13 protein-coding genes and 4 pseudogenes are annotated in these 14,746 nt (G+C 67.9%); 4 read left to right on the forward strand and 13 right to left on the reverse strand.

Translation table 11 applies throughout. The features are described from left to right. From Q0R63_RS00825 to Q0R63_RS00835, 4 genes and pseudogenes are all read right to left on the reverse strand, one after another. On the reverse strand, positions 1 to 370 hold a 370-nt coding region (locus tag Q0R63_RS00825), incomplete at its 3' end, for a hypothetical protein (protein ID WP_295692596.1). Positions 371 to 372: 2 nt separating this feature from the next. Next, positions 373 to 657: a DUF6112 family protein gene (locus Q0R63_RS00830; RefSeq protein WP_295692599.1), complete on the reverse strand. Its 285-nt coding sequence runs from the start codon at positions 655 to 657 to the stop codon at positions 373 to 375. Between the two features lie 492 nt (positions 658 to 1,149). After that, entirely contained in the window at positions 1,150 to 1,407 is a 258-nt protein-coding gene (locus Q0R63_RS24450; protein ID WP_366521056.1) for an aminoglycoside adenylyltransferase domain-containing protein, read from the reverse strand. 278 nt (positions 1,408 to 1,685) lie between these two features. After that, positions 1,686 to 2,042: pseudogene (locus Q0R63_RS00835) on the reverse strand (ISL3 family transposase); the annotation flags it as partial. Positions 2,043 to 2,576: 534 nt separating this feature from the next. On the opposite strand from Q0R63_RS00835, the gene Q0R63_RS00840 reads away from it, so the two are divergent. The 3 genes and pseudogenes from Q0R63_RS00840 (at position 2,577) to Q0R63_RS24460 (ending at position 4,833) form a co-directional block, all read left to right on the forward strand. Beyond that, positions 2,577 to 3,245: a group II intron maturase-specific domain-containing protein gene (locus Q0R63_RS00840; RefSeq protein WP_295692620.1), complete on the forward strand. Its 669-nt coding sequence runs from the start codon at positions 2,577 to 2,579 to the stop codon at positions 3,243 to 3,245. 219 nt (positions 3,246 to 3,464) lie between these two features. Further along, positions 3,465 to 4,328 (forward strand): annotated as a pseudogene (locus Q0R63_RS24455) (transposase); the annotation flags it as partial. 178 nt (positions 4,329 to 4,506) lie between these two features. After that, positions 4,507 to 4,833: a transposase gene (locus tag Q0R63_RS24460; RefSeq protein WP_366521058.1), complete on the forward strand. Its 327-nt coding sequence runs from the start codon at positions 4,507 to 4,509 to the stop codon at positions 4,831 to 4,833. A 1,100-nt stretch (positions 4,834 to 5,933) separates the two neighbouring features. Here the strand turns inward: Q0R63_RS24460 and Q0R63_RS00850 are convergent. After that, positions 5,934 to 6,431, reverse strand: a complete 498-nt coding sequence (locus tag Q0R63_RS00850; RefSeq protein ID WP_295692602.1) for a hypothetical protein — start codon at positions 6,429 to 6,431, stop codon at positions 5,934 to 5,936. A 215-nt stretch (positions 6,432 to 6,646) separates the two neighbouring features. Between Q0R63_RS00850 and Q0R63_RS00855 the strand changes: the two genes are divergently transcribed. Then, entirely contained in the window at positions 6,647 to 8,050 is a 1,404-nt protein-coding gene (locus Q0R63_RS00855) for an IS256 family transposase (RefSeq protein ID WP_366521057.1), read from the forward strand. A gap of 294 nt (positions 8,051 to 8,344) precedes the next feature. Here the strand turns inward: Q0R63_RS00855 and Q0R63_RS00860 are convergent. From Q0R63_RS00860 to Q0R63_RS00895, 8 genes and pseudogenes are all read right to left on the reverse strand, one after another. After that, positions 8,345 to 8,977 (reverse strand): annotated as a pseudogene (locus tag Q0R63_RS00860) (transposase domain-containing protein); the annotation flags it as partial. A gap of 996 nt (positions 8,978 to 9,973) precedes the next feature. Then, complete coding sequence (locus Q0R63_RS00865; RefSeq protein ID WP_295692605.1) at positions 9,974 to 10,114, reverse strand: hypothetical protein; 141 nt, start codon at positions 10,112 to 10,114, stop codon at positions 9,974 to 9,976. 22 nt (positions 10,115 to 10,136) lie between these two features. Then, positions 10,137 to 10,625, reverse strand: coding sequence for a hypothetical protein (locus Q0R63_RS00870; RefSeq protein WP_295692607.1), 489 nt, complete (start codon positions 10,623 to 10,625; stop codon positions 10,137 to 10,139). 613 nt (positions 10,626 to 11,238) lie between these two features. Further along, positions 11,239 to 11,433 carry a BldC family transcriptional regulator gene (locus tag Q0R63_RS00875; RefSeq protein ID WP_295692610.1) on the reverse strand — a complete coding sequence of 65 codons (195 nt, stop codon included), beginning with the start codon at positions 11,431 to 11,433 and terminating at the stop codon, positions 11,239 to 11,241. A 490-nt stretch (positions 11,434 to 11,923) separates the two neighbouring features. Further along, positions 11,924 to 12,097: a hypothetical protein gene (locus Q0R63_RS00880; RefSeq protein WP_295692613.1), complete on the reverse strand. Its 174-nt coding sequence runs from the start codon at positions 12,095 to 12,097 to the stop codon at positions 11,924 to 11,926. After that, positions 12,094 to 12,354: an ATP-binding protein gene (locus tag Q0R63_RS00885; RefSeq protein ID WP_366521059.1), complete on the reverse strand. Its 261-nt coding sequence runs from the start codon at positions 12,352 to 12,354 to the stop codon at positions 12,094 to 12,096. The genes Q0R63_RS00880 and Q0R63_RS00885 overlap by 4 nt, the downstream gene beginning before the upstream one ends. Beyond that, positions 12,239 to 12,937 (reverse strand): ATP-binding protein, encoded by a 699-nt coding sequence (locus tag Q0R63_RS00890; protein WP_295692616.1) that lies wholly within the window; start codon positions 12,935 to 12,937, stop codon positions 12,239 to 12,241. The genes Q0R63_RS00885 and Q0R63_RS00890 overlap by 116 nt, the downstream gene beginning before the upstream one ends. After that, a pseudogene (locus Q0R63_RS00895) lies at positions 12,934 to 14,538 on the reverse strand (IS21 family transposase). Before Q0R63_RS00895 ends, Q0R63_RS00890 begins: the two are co-directional and overlap by 4 nt. Between the last annotated feature and the right edge of the window lie 208 nt (positions 14,539 to 14,746).

Below are 14,746 nucleotides of genomic sequence, written 5' to 3' on the forward strand. Positions count from 1 at the left end.
GGAAGTCCTGGGTCAGGAGGCGACGAACGAACTCTGCGGCGAAGAGATCCGGCTGTGTCATGGCGTCGCCGGTGATCCGCGGTTGCGCTTCGCTGGGTGTGCTGACGGGCGGGAGGTGCCGGATCCGGTTGAGCTGGGCGGCAACGACGGTGTCGATACTGGCCTCGGGCTGCCGCGCCGATCCGGCTGACGGCTGGCCTTCCGGCAGCGAGGTGGTGGCTGCTGGCGATACGACTGCGTGCGCCGGTGGCTCGGTTTTGCGTGACACGACGTGGCCGCCGAGAACCACCGTCGCAGCGACGAGGAGGCCGACTGCCAGCACTGCCGCGCTGCGCCGGCGAAGGGGGTGTAAAGAGGTGGTTGGCTTCATGATCATTGGACCGTGTGGCCGACGGTGTTGAAGAACGTGACCAGCGCGTTCGCGGCGCCGATCAACAGCGCGGCGCCACCCGCCACCAGGACGCCGGTCTTGCCCTTCCCGGCGACGTGCGGGTTCGACGAATGTGACCCGATCGCCCAGGCGATCGAGGAGATGGCGACCCCGGCGACCGCGGCCACGAGGCCAAACGTGAGCAGGGCGCCCACCATCGACTCGAGGGCGGCAAGACCAGGCAGACCATTGGAGTTCGGAGGGATGTCGATGCGCGGGGCTGACATGGCGAGGACCTTTCGCAACTCACGCGGGTCCATCCCGCGCGTATCAGCCCAACCTCCGGCCGGGGGGCACCATGTGCGGGCGCGGAACGGGCCCCGCGTTCGCGTTGCAGGCCAGCACCATGTGAGGTCCCCCTCACTTCTCCTCTCCGATCGGCTCCTCCTACGGCGGAATGGGGTGTCACCGTGTCATCACCGCGGTTTCTCATCTACTTGACACTTCCTCGGACGACCGCGGCCACGTACCCACCGTGGCCCCTCGAGATCGTCCCGTCGTGCACTCTGGGCAACCACGCTCGCCGTGGCCCCATATGAGGTGTCTGTGCGGGAATCTTCATCGGACCCGTCTTACGGGGCAGCTCTTTCGTCTCGGGGGGCTTGAATAGCGGCGTTCTCGCATGGGGATCCCCTACTCGACTCCAGGCCAGACCCCCACAGGGCGAGCCCCCAGCCGTGTCCCTCACCGGCAGGCGGTCGCCTATCAGGAACGGATCGCTACCCGAGCCGAGCGCTTGTCTCGTCGACGAAACGACGAACCTCGACCGTGCGTGGCGGCTCGTCGTCGCTACCGCCCTCGTACCACCAGTCCCGCGCCCACAGCACGACGTCCATCCAGGCGGGCACTGACTGGGCTACGAGCGCGGCCGCGGCCTTCTTGGACACCTGTTCACCAGTCTCCAAAAGACCGCGGTGCGGCACAGGCTCAGCACCACGTACGCCTGCCCACCTGCGGTGGCCATCTCGCGTACCCACACCGGCCAGTCCCGGACGTGGTGAAGCAGCGCTATCTTGTTCAGTTCCTCGCTGATTGAGGGGATGACCTTCTGCGCCGGAGGCCCGATCAAGCTGCGGCCATACCGGCGCACCAACGACCAACCCAGGATCCGGTGCGGGGTGGCAGGAAGCAAGTGCAGGTATTCGCCCGGGCTGACGCGCGCGATAACGCAGGGTGCCTCAACGGCTCCGCCTGTCGAGTGCTGGCGCAACGTGTCGAGGGCCACGTATTCGACCTCCACGTGCCCACGCCAGGTCACCAACGCTTCCAACGCCCAGCGCAGCGCCCGACGCGACAGCTTCGCCCGCGGCTCCGCCGCGGCGGTGGTGTCCTGGCGCCACACCTGCCCGCACCCGGTGCACCGGTAACGGCGCACCGTGACCTCCAGAATCGTCGGCCGCCAGCCCAGCGGCTCGTGCGACAGCCGGCGGACCACGGTGTCCCGGGCGGCGCCCTCGCACCCGCAGCGGCGGCACCACCGATCCGGCTCCACGACCCGACGCGCCAGCACCGCACGATGACGCTCCAGGCGCTGACCGGTCACCTCCAACCCCAGCTCGTCGAGGCGGCAGAACGTGCTCAGGTCAGGACGAACGAAGGTAGCGTCAGGCATGTCGAGGTCTTCCAGATGGACGGCGTAGGAACCTCCATCATCGGGAGACCTCGACCCCTACCCATCCACCGACGCGCCGAGCCAGCGGGCAGGGAGACCTACACCGTGATCTGTGAAGAGCCCTATTACCTTCCGTTGATCGGGATGGCATCCACCTCGAACGAAGCCACGATTCGCCTCCAGGTCCCGATGGGCAATTTGCTAACGGCGGACGCGATGAGGCACCTTATGGATGCCCAGGCTGCAAGGTGGGCGTCATGACCAGAGCGGTTCCCGTCGGCGGCCATGACCTCCTCCCCGCGGATGTCACAGCCTGGCTTCGAATCCACGGCTGGACATTCGCTGGCTCCCTCGGCGACATCGCCCAAAGCTGGCGGAACGGCAAGGGGGTTCTCGTGCCGTTGCTCACAGCGTCGCCAGACTTCACCCTGCGCTGGTCAGAAATGCTCAGTCGCTTGGCTGAGAGTTTCGATACGGACGAGGCTGGGGTGCTTCTGGCGGTGACCAAGTCTGGGTCTGATAGCCGTCAAGCGGATCCGGGCCCGACTCGCCGCCGAGGTGGTCTCCCTCCGAGGAGCCAACGCCGAAGCGGTGATCCGGCGGCTCAACCCCATCATCAGGGGCTGGGCCGCCTACTACCGGATCGCGGTCTCCAAGGAGGTGTTCGCCACGGTGGACCATCATCTGTGGCGCGACACCTACCGGTGGGCGCTGCGCGCCCACCCGAACAAGACGAGGCGCTGGGTCGTCGACCGGTACTTCGGAATGTTCAACCCGTCCCGGCGCGACCGGTGGGTCTTCGGTGACCGCGACAGCGGCATCTATCTCCGCCGGTTCGCCTGGACAAAGATCGTCCGCCACCAACTGGTCATGGGTACTGCGTCACCAGATGATCCGGCCCTGGACCAGTACTGGGCGCGGCGGCGCCGCACGTCGTTCTCCCTGCTGGGCGGGCTCACCGCGTCCTTGCTGCTGCGGCAACAAGGACGCTGCCCCGTATGTGGAACGTTCCTGCTGCCCGCCGAGCACGGCCCGCAAAGCCCGCGAGAGTGGGAACAGTGGACCCGCACCCTCACGAGAGCACTGAACCTGAAGGCCCTCGTGCAGGACAACGCCCCCGGCGACGATCGGACCGCTTACCGCCTGACCCACGCCCACTGCCACCACCGGAATGGCAACGGGCCCAACAGGAGTCGCCGATGACGCCCAAGGGGCTTGCTTGAGCCGGATGCGGTGAAAGTCGCACGTCCGGTTCTGAGGGGGCCCGGGCGCAGCAATGCGCTCGGGCTACCCGACAAGAGTACAACGGGACGATCCACGAAGAAGTCAGCTCGCCGGGCACGTCGGAGAACCGTCAGCGGGAGCCGGTCGTGCCGGTCGTGGTCGACGGCGCTGGCGGTCTCCGCGGACGGTGCCGGGGTCGTGGCCCACGCCGGGAACGTCGCGACCCGGCTGTTGGCCGACCAGGTCGGCCTGACCGGGGCCCTGTCCGGGGCGATGGCCCGGCGCGGCTTCACCCCGACCCATGATCGGGGCAGGGTGCTGGTCGATGTCGCGGTCCTGATCGCCGGCGGCGGCGAGGCGATCGCGGACATCGACGTCCTGCGCCACCAGGGCGAGGTCCTCGGGTCGGTGGCGTCGGCGCCGACGGTGTGGCGGGCCAGACATGAGCTGGACGAGGTCACCCCGGTGGTCGTGAAGCGGATCGACGAGGCTCGGGCGGAGGTCCGCGCCCACGTCTGGTCCCAGCTGCCTGCCGGGTTGCCGGCCTGGAAAGTCGCGGACACCGACCTTGGCGACGTCGTGGTCCTCGACGTCGACGCCACTCTGGTCACGACACTCGGAGAAAGAGAACGCGGCCTTAACGTCAAGAGGGGCTTCGGCTATCACCCGCTCGGGGTGTGGTGCATCAACACCCAAGAGAGCATGGCGTTGATGCTGCGGCCCGGGAACGCGGGCTCGGACACCGCCAGTGACCACATCGCCGTCCTGACCGCGGCCATCGACCAGGTCCCACCGGCGCACCGCAAGAAGCTGCTGATCCGCGCCGACGGCGCCGGCGCGTCGCACGGGTTGCTGGACTGGATCACCGGCCTGGACGCGAAACGCGGCCAGACAGTGGAGTATTCGGTCGGGTACGCCGTGACGGACAAGGTCCGCGACGCTATCGCCCAGGTCCCGAAGACGGCGTGGCAACCCGCGATCACCGCCCAGGGCGAACCGAGGGAACACGGCGACATGCTGGTGGCTGTCGAGATCACCGGCATGCTGAACCTGACGAGCTGGCCAGCCGGGATGCAAGTCCTGATCCGCCGCGAGCACCCCCACCCCGGCGCGTCCCTGTCCTTGTTCGAGGACGCCGACGGCTGGCGCTATCAAGCTGTCGCGACCAACACCCCAACCTCCAAGGGTGGTCAGGTCGCGTTCCTCGAAGCGAGGCACCGCGCCCACGCCATGCACCAACATGTCGAGACCAGGATCCGGCACGCCAAGGACTCCAGGCATCGGCCGATTCCCCTCCCGCGAATTTGCCATCAACCAGGCCTGGACCTTGGCTGCGTCGATCGCCGCGGACCTCATCGCCTGGCTTCGGCTACTGGCCCTACCGCCAGGGTTGAAGGCGTGCGAACCGAAAGCGCTGCGGTACCGGTTCCTTCAAGTGCCTGCCCGCCTCACCCACGGCGCCCGTCAACGCCGCCTGCGCTTCCCCCGGACCTGGCCCTGGGCCCACGAGATCGTCGCCGCCTTCGCCGCGATCCGCGCGCTCGTCGCGATCCCGTCCCGGACCTGAGGGCTTCACCCTCACCGATCCGACCACGACCAGCGCCACCCGGAGACCCGCCCCGCAGCGCCACGCGGCAGACCAGCATGCCGACGGCCACGAACCCGAACCACGCAACTTTGACCTACTGTCAATCGACCTCATGAAAGACCGAGGCTTGCGGCCCGCCGGTTCCATCTTCACGCTGCGTCGGGACGCTGACAGCATTATCCGGGCGTCCCGCCCGACAGCAGCATGGTGGGGCGTCCCGGCCCGACAGCGGCGTGGGTCGGGCGTCCCGCCCGACAGCGGCATGGTCGGGCGGTCGCCCGCAGTGCGGCATGTGCGGATGTGGCCGCATCGGCGACCATGTGCGGATGTGGCCGTATCGGCGACCACGGGCTTGGTGTCGGCGGGCTTGAGGCTCAGCTGTCGCCGTCGGCCTCAACGGGCTGCGGTTGCTGTGCCGTCCGGTGCGGGTGATCCCGTCGCTAGTTGCTTTGCTCGGGGCCAAGCAGGTGCGTCAGACGAGACCCGTCGCTACTGGCCCGGCTGGCCATCCCCGGTTGTCATCCCGAGCCGCTATCGCTGCAGACGTCCAGAATGTCGGCCCGGCTGCTTGGGTACGTGTAAGAGGTCGTCACTTTGGCTGTGCCCGTGCCACGACCGAAGGTGCGCTTGAGCTGGCAGGCGAAGCCGAGGACATGGCAGCAGAGTTAGCACGACAGGTCACGAAAGGTAGGTGGGTGGAGGGTGCAGATATGGGATCTGGCGCTGACCCCGGTCGAGAGCACGTCGAGCACATCCTGGACAAGTTCGGTATCGAACCCTCCCCAGGCGAACACCGACGCGTACTCGCCGTGCTCATGTTGCTGCGGGCCGGCCACGACCAGACCTGACCGTCAAGCGCGCCGCCACACCCAACGCCCAGCAGACCCAACAGCCGGCGCCCCGCGCTACAGCAAATAGCCGCTCTCGAGTGCTTGCGACGGCAGAGCCAGACCCCGCTCGCCGCCAACGCGGCCAGCACCCGGACAGCGTCGACGCTCGACCCATCTCCGAAGGGAAGCTGCGTCCGCGGGCGGCGGTTAGACTCTCTGGAATGCCACTGGTTCAGCGGAGTCGTCCGTCTAAGCCGGCGGACCGGGCGGGATGATCGGGGTGAAGACCACCGTCGTTCCGCTCGTCGTGGCCCGGCACGGCGGGCCGGGCGGGATGATGGAGATGACCGCGAGGTTGGGCAGCGCGAACCGGCCGGGGGGCCCCGGCGGGACCACGATGGAGTCGATATTGATCACGCCGGCGGTCGTGGCGACCGACGTCCGGGTGTAACCGGGCAGTCCCGGCGGTCCCGGCGGGATAGCAAACGGCACCCCGAAGACAAGGACGTTCGCAGTGTTCGGGGCGAGGTGCACGGTGGCGACGTTGGTGGCGCTGACCGTGACGGTGACCAAACCTAGGGGGGTCTGGACCGTGTCGGGGACGACGACACAGATATCACCGCCGGGGTTGCACACCGTGGCGGCGGTTGCTGGCGTGACCGCCAGTCCCAGGGTTAGGATGCCGACTCCGGCAAGCACGGCCACGATCTGGGTCACCCGTCGGATCCATGCGCGTGCGAGGGTCATGGTGTGTCCTCTGTTGGTGCGTCGCGACGGTGCGTGCCAAGTATGCGCCGGTTGCGGCGCAGAAGATAGACCCACCGGTTTGGCCACGCCGCTGGGCGGTGATCGACCCCGCGGGTCGCGTTGTGATCGAGCGTGTCAAATGGTCTGTGTGTGAGTTCGGTGCCCGACTCTGAGGCTTCCGGCACTTGCCGGGTTCTCAGGGAGGAGCGCACGTGATGAGCACAATGACCAGCATGGACATCGTGAGCGACCAGGGCGAGGGCGAGTCGCCGCCACGAAGGGAGCCGGCGACCCAGCCGGCGAAGTCGGTGTCGCAGCAGCTCGTCGAGGGTGACTTCCTGGACTTGTTGTTCGACAAGGTTGACGCCGGCGAGCTGCAGCTGACCGGTGAGGGCGGGTTCATCCCGACCATGATCAAAGCCGTGTTGGAGCGCGGCTTGCAGGTCGAGCTCGCCCAGCACCTGGGTTACGACAAGGGTGACCGGGCCGGTCGGGGTAGCCCGAACGTCCGCAACGGCAGCACCCCCAAGACGATCCAGTCCGAGGTCGGCCCGTTAGGTCTGGAGATCCCTCGGGACCGAGCGGGGAGCTTCGACCCGCGGCTGGTCCCGAAGGGCTCCCGGCGGGTCGGCGGGGGTCTGGATGAGATGATCATCAGCCTCTACGCCGGCGGGATGACGGTGCGCGACATCGAGTCTCACCTGGCCCGCACTCTGGGGGTCGAGATCTCGCGGGAGACGATCAGCAAGATCACCGAAACGATCTTGGAGGAGGTCAAGGCCTGGCAGACCCGAGCGCTCGATCCGTTCTACCCCATCGTCTACGTCGACGCGCTGGTGGTGAAGGTCAAGGACGACGCTCACGTAGTCAACAAGGCCGCGCACATCGTGATCGGGGTCGACCTGGACGGCATCAAGCACGTCCTGGGGATCTGGGTCCAGACTAATGAGGGTGCGAACTTCTGGGCCTCGGTGATGGCCGAGCTCGCCAACCGTGGCGTCAAAGACGTCCTGATCGCCTGCTGCGACGGCCTTGTGGGCCTTCCTGAGGCGATTGAGGCGACCTTCCCCCGCACCGTCGTGCAGACCTGCGTGGTCCACCTGATTAGGGCGAGCCTTCGTTACGTGTCCTACGTCGACCGCAAGGCGATGGCCGCGCAGCTGCGCAAGGTCTACGGCGCGGTGAACGCCGACACCGCCCAGATGGCGCTGCTGGCCCTGGGCGAGACGGAGCTGGGCAAGAAGTACCCCGCGGCGGTCGCGGTCTGGGAGCGGGCTTGGGAACGATTCACGCCGTTCCTGGCGTTCCCACCCGCGGTCAGGAAGGTCATTTACACGACCAACAGCATCGAGTCATTGAACTTCCAGCTGAGGAAGATCATCAAGAACCGCGGGCATTTCCCGTCCGACGACGCGGTCGTGAAACTGCTGTGGCTGGCGATCCGCGACATCGAGGACAAGCGCGCCAGGGAACGGGCCAAAGGACCTGTGAAGCACCGCAGCCCCGAGACGGCCGCCAGGGCCGCCCGATCTGGGGGCACCGCGACAGCGGGTTGGAAACAGGCGCTGAACGCCCTCACGATGAGCTACCCCGACCGGTTCCCCACCGGGGTGCTGTGATGCCTCAGACCGCCAGCACCCTCGCCACGATCTACGAGTGCAGCGACTGCGGCGAACGCTCCATCGACCGTCGCTGCCCGGACTGCAACCTGTTCAGCCGTCGGCTTGGAACCGGCGGAAACTGTCCGAACTGCGACGAGCCAGTGCTCGTCGAAGAGCTCTTCAACCCCACCCACCAAGCACCGTCACACACAGAGAACTTGACAGGCCCTTGTGAATCTGCCCGCGGGCGGCACACCGCGCGACGCTGCCCCACAGTGGGCGCTCTGACGCTGCACCCAGAGTGGGGCTCTAGGAGCCCAGCAGTGCCCGGGTCAGGGTGGACTCGGACTGTCGGTACGCCCCGACCTGCGCGGCGAAGATGGCGTGCGTGCCGCACTCGGCCAACGCCACCACCCTCGCCTGCGGGAACGCTGCCCGCTCACCCTTGGCCGCCCCCGGCCGCCCGAACCACTCCTCGTTCACCGGGGTGTCCGCCAGATCCAGGCAACACCCGTCGACCGCGACCAGCCGCCGCCCCGCCAACCACACCCCCGGCGTCGCCGCCGTCCCGATCGGCGCCGCGACCGCCTCGAACAACGCCTTCACCGGACCCGACCCCAACCGGGCCCGCGCCTGGAAGATCGCCGACTTGCTCGGCGGTGCGTACTCCTCCTGCCACCCCGAGACCCACGACAACCCATCCGTCAGCTGCCCCAACACATCCTCATACGACCCCTCCGAATACAACGCCATCCCGACGCAGAAGTACGCCATCACCCGCGCCGGCAACGACCGGTGACGCTGCTCCGTCCGCCCCGCTCCCGCGATCACCTCATCCACCAGCCCCGGCGGGAACACCCGCGTCAACACCCCCACCGACACCAGATCCGCCAACCGACGCTCCGACTCCGGCTGAGCTTCTGGATAGACCGGGTTCTGGGTCACGCCCGCACTTGTCGCGATCCTGCCGCTGCTACTTGTCGAGATGCAGCGAAGATTTCATAACCGGGGTTCGTATGTTTCATAAACGCGGTGTTATGGATTTCGGTGCATCCGCGTCGACACGTTATGCACCAAGCCTTCGATGGCAGCGATCGCGCCACTCGGGGTCGTCCTTGCCCGTCTTTGGCTCCCATCAGCTGTTGCTCCCCGAGCTGCCTACCCGTGCCCTTGCCCGCTGCCGGAGCAGGCAACATTTAAGCCGCGACGCCCGCGCGAGGCACGCCCCATTTGGGGATCTTATTACGGAATAGATCGCGTAAGGGCAGCGCCGGCCACATAGCGCTGCGAGAAGCGCGTCGCCTACCGCTGCAAGTCACAGTCACAAGGTGGAGCACTGTCTCGTCAGGCGTGTCCGCAAACTACGTCATGTGAGGCTCGTTCACGCTACGGTCCGGGATGATGCTCGTCGGTTGCGCCCGGGTCGGTACTGGGGACCAGCACCCCCAGGGGCTCAGCTCGATGCTCTGTCCTCGGCGGCCTGTGAGCGGACGTTCACCGACCAGCCATCTTCATGTCAGCTGGACGGGGCGCCCGGCCGCGATATCGGTCGCGAGCTGGTGCAGTCTGGTCGGAGACAGCCGCACACCGAGCGGGGTCAGCGCGCTCTTGAGGACCTTCTGCACCTGGGCGGCCGGCTGCCCCCGGTGTCCCCGAGCCAACGACTGCAAGACCGCGTCCGCGTATCGCCCGCGTTGAGCCCGGACCTGCCCGGCAACGCTCAGACCCGCCCCCCGGCGCGGTACCCGAGGTTGCCCGTTTCCTACCGTGACACTGGTCATCCCTTGGCTCCTCCTCTTATCCGAACGCATGTTCGAGTCAACCATAGAGGCACCCGCCGCGACCGAGTCGACGCCACGCCCCGCAATCACCCCACTGCGTCCCGCTCGCGGGCCGCGACCACCGCCGGAGGGTAGGCCTTGATGCGTGAGAGAAGGTGGCTCAGTGAGGACCGTTTCTGGACCACCGGGCCTGGTAGAGGATCCCGGCGTGGGCGATGCAGGCGGTGTTGGCGGTGTAGGCGGTGGCGACGGCTGCGAGCCCAGCGAATCCGGGGAGGTCCAGAAGTTCACTCGAGTTCACCCCCCGCACGGTAGGGCGTGGGTCAGTGCCCGCGGACGATTTTGATCCAGTCCTCGAGGATGGCGTGGCCGCGGTCGTCCCACCCGCCGGTGTCGTGCACGGACCAGGGGATGAACCGCTGGTAGGACGTGAGCTCGTGTGTCCCGGGCTGGTACCCGCTCTGCCGGATGTTCGCCAGGGTCGCGACGAGCCGGATCGTCCGCTCTTCACCGGGGGACAGGTCGGTGTACGCGGCCCCGCGGGAGGTGTTCTTCGGGCCCGCGTCCTCCCACCGGTAGTAGCCGTCCTCAGCATCCGGGGTGGTCGGGTTGGCCGGGGCGGGGTGGTCCTTCCCGTACCGCTGCCACGCCTGCCCGTTGTCCACGGTGTCGAAGACGGCGCCGACGATCTCGTCGAGCCAGTCGTCCCGGTCGCCGGCGATGCGCCGGACCAGATCGTCGAGGAACGGATGCCGGTCATGAAGCCAGTCCGCTGCTGCGTACAGATTCGTCGGGGCCTCGTCAACGCTCACTGGTGCACCTCCGGTTCCATACGAGGTCGGGGCGCCGGTCCTTCCTCGACCGGTGACCTTGAGGGGTCCCCTGGGGAGTGGAACCATGCCGCGCACTTCCGGCAGGACTCCTCCTGGTCGGGGTCGAACTCGAGCCGCAGCACGACCTTGACCCGCGTCCCGCAGGCGGCTCTGCGCGGGTCCCACTGGTCGAGGAAGTCAGGCTCCCGACTGGTGGACCTGCTCTCCGGTGCGGTCGAGGTCACGGCGTGGACTACCCCGACGTCGGCAGGTAACAGCCTGTCGATGTGGTGGGTCTCACGGTCGCGCCTGGTGTCGTATCTGGTCAGCGCGGCGAGGACCCGTCTCGGCGGTAGCGGCACCCTTGAACGATAACCACTGGGGGGTGTCTCTCGGGTGAACCGGGCACGCACTTGACCGGTCGCCCGCGCCCGCCGTACCTGCACGTCAAGACAACGGCCAGGTACCGCGGCTCCGATACCCCCCTACGGGGGGTAGGTCACGGATATGGCAAGGCGCGTCTGGTCAGCGACACCCTTGCCCAACCCCCTACGCCCAGTCGGCAGCAACGACACCGGCGGGCAGCCGTAAACCGGTGCAGATGCCGTGAGGGTCAGGCCGCGTCGAGCAGGCGGGTGACCTCGCTGTCGAGGTACCGGCGGTGACCACCGAGGGTGCGTCGTGCGGTGAGCTTGCCTTCGGTGGCCCAGCGGGTGACCGTTTTCGGGTCTACGTGGAACCGGGACGCCACCTCGGCCGGCGTCAGCAACTGCTCGTACTGGATCTTGTGCTGGATCGTGTGCTTCATCATTGGTGGCTCTCCCCAGAGTCTTCGGGTGGCGCCGGGTGTCCTCCACCGCGGCTGTCCACTCGAACCACTGTACCCGATATTTACGCTTTCTTTACTATTTCTTGGTAAATCTCTACCCAAACAGGATCCTCACCGCGCACCCGCCGACGATCCTCCGCCCCCGGAACACCCCTCCAGATGCGCCGGCGAACGCAAACCCGACAGCGCAACCCCCGCCACCTCCCGACGCCTCCCGCCGCAAGGTCAGGGATGGTCGTTGTCTGCCTGCCCCGCACGCCCCGAGGCAAGGCAACAACCCCCGGATTGTCAAGGGTCAGTAGGAACTGCCCGGTAGCGGTCATGAAACCTGCCCAGTGGTGGCCATGGGATCTGCCCAGGGGCGGCCACCAACGGGGTGGGTCAGGTGTGTGTGGTTCATGGCGGTCTCCTCGGTCGGGCTAGGTGGGGCTAGGTGAGGGCTAGGTGGGGCTAGGTGGGGCTAGGTGGGCTAGGTGAGGTCTGCTTGAGCGACGGGTTCGTCGCAGTGGGGGCAGGTTCCGCCGGGGCCAATGCGGCGGGTGAAGAGGTTGCAGTCCGGGCAGCGGCGCTCGTTGACGTAGCGGGTTTCGCATTCGGGGCATTCGTAGATGACGTCGGCGCGGGCGTCGGTGCTGGCGCTCATCGGGTGCCGCCCAACGGGGTGACTCCGTCGCCGGCCAGCGCCTGGGAGAGGCGCACGGACTCGCCGCTGGTCTGACAGACGTGGGCATGGTGCAGGAGCCGGTCGACCGTTGCTGTGGCCAGCGTCTTGGGCATCAGCTCGTCAAAGGAGGCCGGGTGCAAATTGGACGAGACCGCGACGGAGCGTTTCTCGTACGCGGCGTCGACCAGGCGGTACAGGCCCTCGGCGGCGTCCTGGGAGACCGGTAGCAGGCCGATGTCGTCGACTGCTGGAGGTGACGATCACATCGGCTCGCAGGACCCGGGCGATGGCTTTGGTGACGGTGTCATCGGCAGACGTGGGCAGGTGGCGACGCAGCAGAACCCCGAGGTCCTCGAGGGTGAACCACGCGACACGGAGTCCTTGCTCGACGGCGTGCTGCCCCAGGGCCTCGAGCAGGAACGTCTTGCCCGTCCCGGACGGCCCGCACACCACGAGGTTCTCGCGGCGGTGGACCCATTCCAGGGTGCGCAGGGCCTGCTGGGTCGGGGCCGGGATCGAGGACGCTGCCGGGGACCAGGCTTGGAAGGTCTTGCCGGTGGGGAACCCGGCGGTGGCGCGGCGGGTGGCCAGGGCGGAACGTTCCCGCCCTGCGGCCTCCTTCGTGAACAGGGCACGTAGGACTTCGACGGGTTCCCAGCGTTGGGCTTTCGCGGTCGCGACGACCTCGGGGGCGTGGCGGCGGATGTGGGGCAGCCTCAACCGTCGCAGCAGCGCCTCGAGGTCATCGGGCAGTGGTGGCGCGGTGGGAACGGCGAGGGTCGGGACCGGCGCGGTCCTGGCCTGGGGTGTCGCGTTCACGACGCCGCCTGCGCCGCGTCGGCGTCGTCGGGGCGTTCCTGCCCGGCGACCTGACCCAGGGCGGCCCAGCCGCTGGTGCCCTGGGTCAGGGACCCGCCCTCACCGGCGCGGGTGGAGCTGCTCGGGCCCGTTCTGGTGCCCATTCTGGTGCCCGCGTGGTGGTCCAGGATCGAAGCGAGGTCCCCGTGACCGAAGCGGGCGTGGACCGCGGCATGCCCCAATGCCCAGTCGATGTCGGCCGCGGTGAACAGCTTGGACAAGGTGACGGCCTCATCCATCTTGAACTGGACCTTGGTGGTGCCCGCGGCGGCGGCCTCGGTCAGCCATAACCGCGCACCGTCGCCCAGCTGCAGGAACTCGGCCTCGGAGGCGTTGCGGGCCTTCGGGATTCGTCCCAATGCCCCGGCCGGCGGCGGCGGGAAGTGCGCGTCGTCCAGGCGGGGGGCTGCCCGGGGTAGCCCGCCCGTGCCGGGCGACTTCGACCGGCCCGGCGGGTCCGATGTGGACGATGATGACCTGCTCGCCGGCGCCGGCGCCGTGGACCCGGACCCATACGACCTGGCCGAGTAGGTGGGCCGGGACGCAGTACTGCCCGCCGTCGAAAGCGACCATCGGGGTCTTCGCCGCGACGGTCCGGGTGACCCCGAACGCGACGGTGTGCGGGACCTGCGGCACCGGATGCAACCGCGCCTGCTCCTCGGCGAGCATCTCGGCCGGGGCGCGGCCGGTGACCCGGTGGACCCGGGCGTTGACGTCGGCGCAGAACGCCTCGCACGCCGCTTCGAGCTGCGCGAACGTGGTGTAGGCCTCCAACAGGTTGGTGTCCTTACGGACCAGGTGAGACCAGGTCGGCCTTGGCGACCTTGACCGTCGACTCGCTGCCACCCTTGGACGCCGGGTCGCACGGCTCACAGGTGGAGATCGTGACGGAGTAGTGCCGGGCGAACGCGACCATCGCGGCGTTGCGGACCGCGATCCCCGCGACATGCCCGGTCGTCACCGTCTTCTCGTTCATGTCAACTGTCGGTCAACAGGTACGTCGGCGCCCCACCCAGCCGGCGCAAGGTCACGTCCAGGGCCGCCATCACGGACGGGGCGGTCTTGTCGCCCGCAACACCGATCGCCAGCACCACCCGGAACCGCGACCACGCCAGCCACGCGCAGAACAGTGTCGTCCGGGCTCCGTCGATGACGGGGCCAGTTGTCAGCACGCCGAAGTCGTACTGCAACCACATGCCGGGTTCGGTGACCCACGGGCGGTGGACCCGCACCCGACCCAGGCGGTAGCTCTTCTTCACCGCCGCGACCGCCCGGCGGGTCGTCCGCTCCGACCTGGTGAAGCCGAGGGCGACGAGCTTGGCGTAGGCGACGTCGGCGCGGACCTTGCCGTTGGAGCGGTCGATCCATTCCTCGAGCTTGGGCAGGAACTCATCAATCAACATCGGCCGGGTCACCCCGCGGGCAACCAGGCCGCTATCCCTCACTGCGACGTACCGGGCGACGGTGTGATGCGAGACCCCGGCCAACTCCCCGGCGTCGCGGAACGACCCGGTCAAACCGGACGCATCCAACATATTCATGATCTCCTCGGCAGACTTCACGGTGTCCCTCCTGCTTGAGCACGGGGCGGTAGGCGCTTCAGCACCGTAACCGCACTCACGCACAAGCAGGAGGGGCCTTAACCGCGGGACGCGGTCAGGCAGACGGAATCGTGTCGGGCAGATCCCATGACCGTCAGCGGGCAGTTTTCATGTCCGCCACCGGGCAGCTTCGTGGCCGTCTCCGGGCAGTTTCTCGTGGCCGCTGTCA

Origin of the sequence: Lapillicoccus sp., from assembly GCF_025353065.1 — a bacterium.
Classification (GTDB): domain Bacteria; phylum Actinomycetota; class Actinomycetes; order Actinomycetales; family Dermatophilaceae; genus Lapillicoccus.

What these genes read in the sequence shown, in the direction of transcription:
- Q0R63_RS00830 (WP_295692599.1), bottom strand. Translation starts at nt 657, where the DNA reads ATGTCAGCCCCGCGCATCGACATCCCTCCGAACTCCAATGGTCTGCCT.
- Q0R63_RS24460 (WP_366521058.1), top strand. Translation starts at nt 4,507, where the DNA reads ATGTCGAGACCAGGATCCGGCACGCCAAGGACTCCAGGCATCGGCCGA.
- Q0R63_RS00850 (WP_295692602.1), bottom strand. Translation starts at nt 6,431, where the DNA reads ATGACCCTCGCACGCGCATGGATCCGACGGGTGACCCAGATCGTGGCC.
- Q0R63_RS00855 (WP_366521057.1), top strand. Translation starts at nt 6,647, where the DNA reads ATGAGCACAATGACCAGCATGGACATCGTGAGCGACCAGGGCGAGGGC.
- Q0R63_RS00875 (WP_295692610.1), bottom strand. Translation starts at nt 11,433, where the DNA reads ATGAAGCACACGATCCAGCACAAGATCCAGTACGAGCAGTTGCTGACG.
- Q0R63_RS00880 (WP_295692613.1), bottom strand. Translation starts at nt 12,097, where the DNA reads ATGAGCGCCAGCACCGACGCCCGCGCCGACGTCATCTACGAATGCCCC.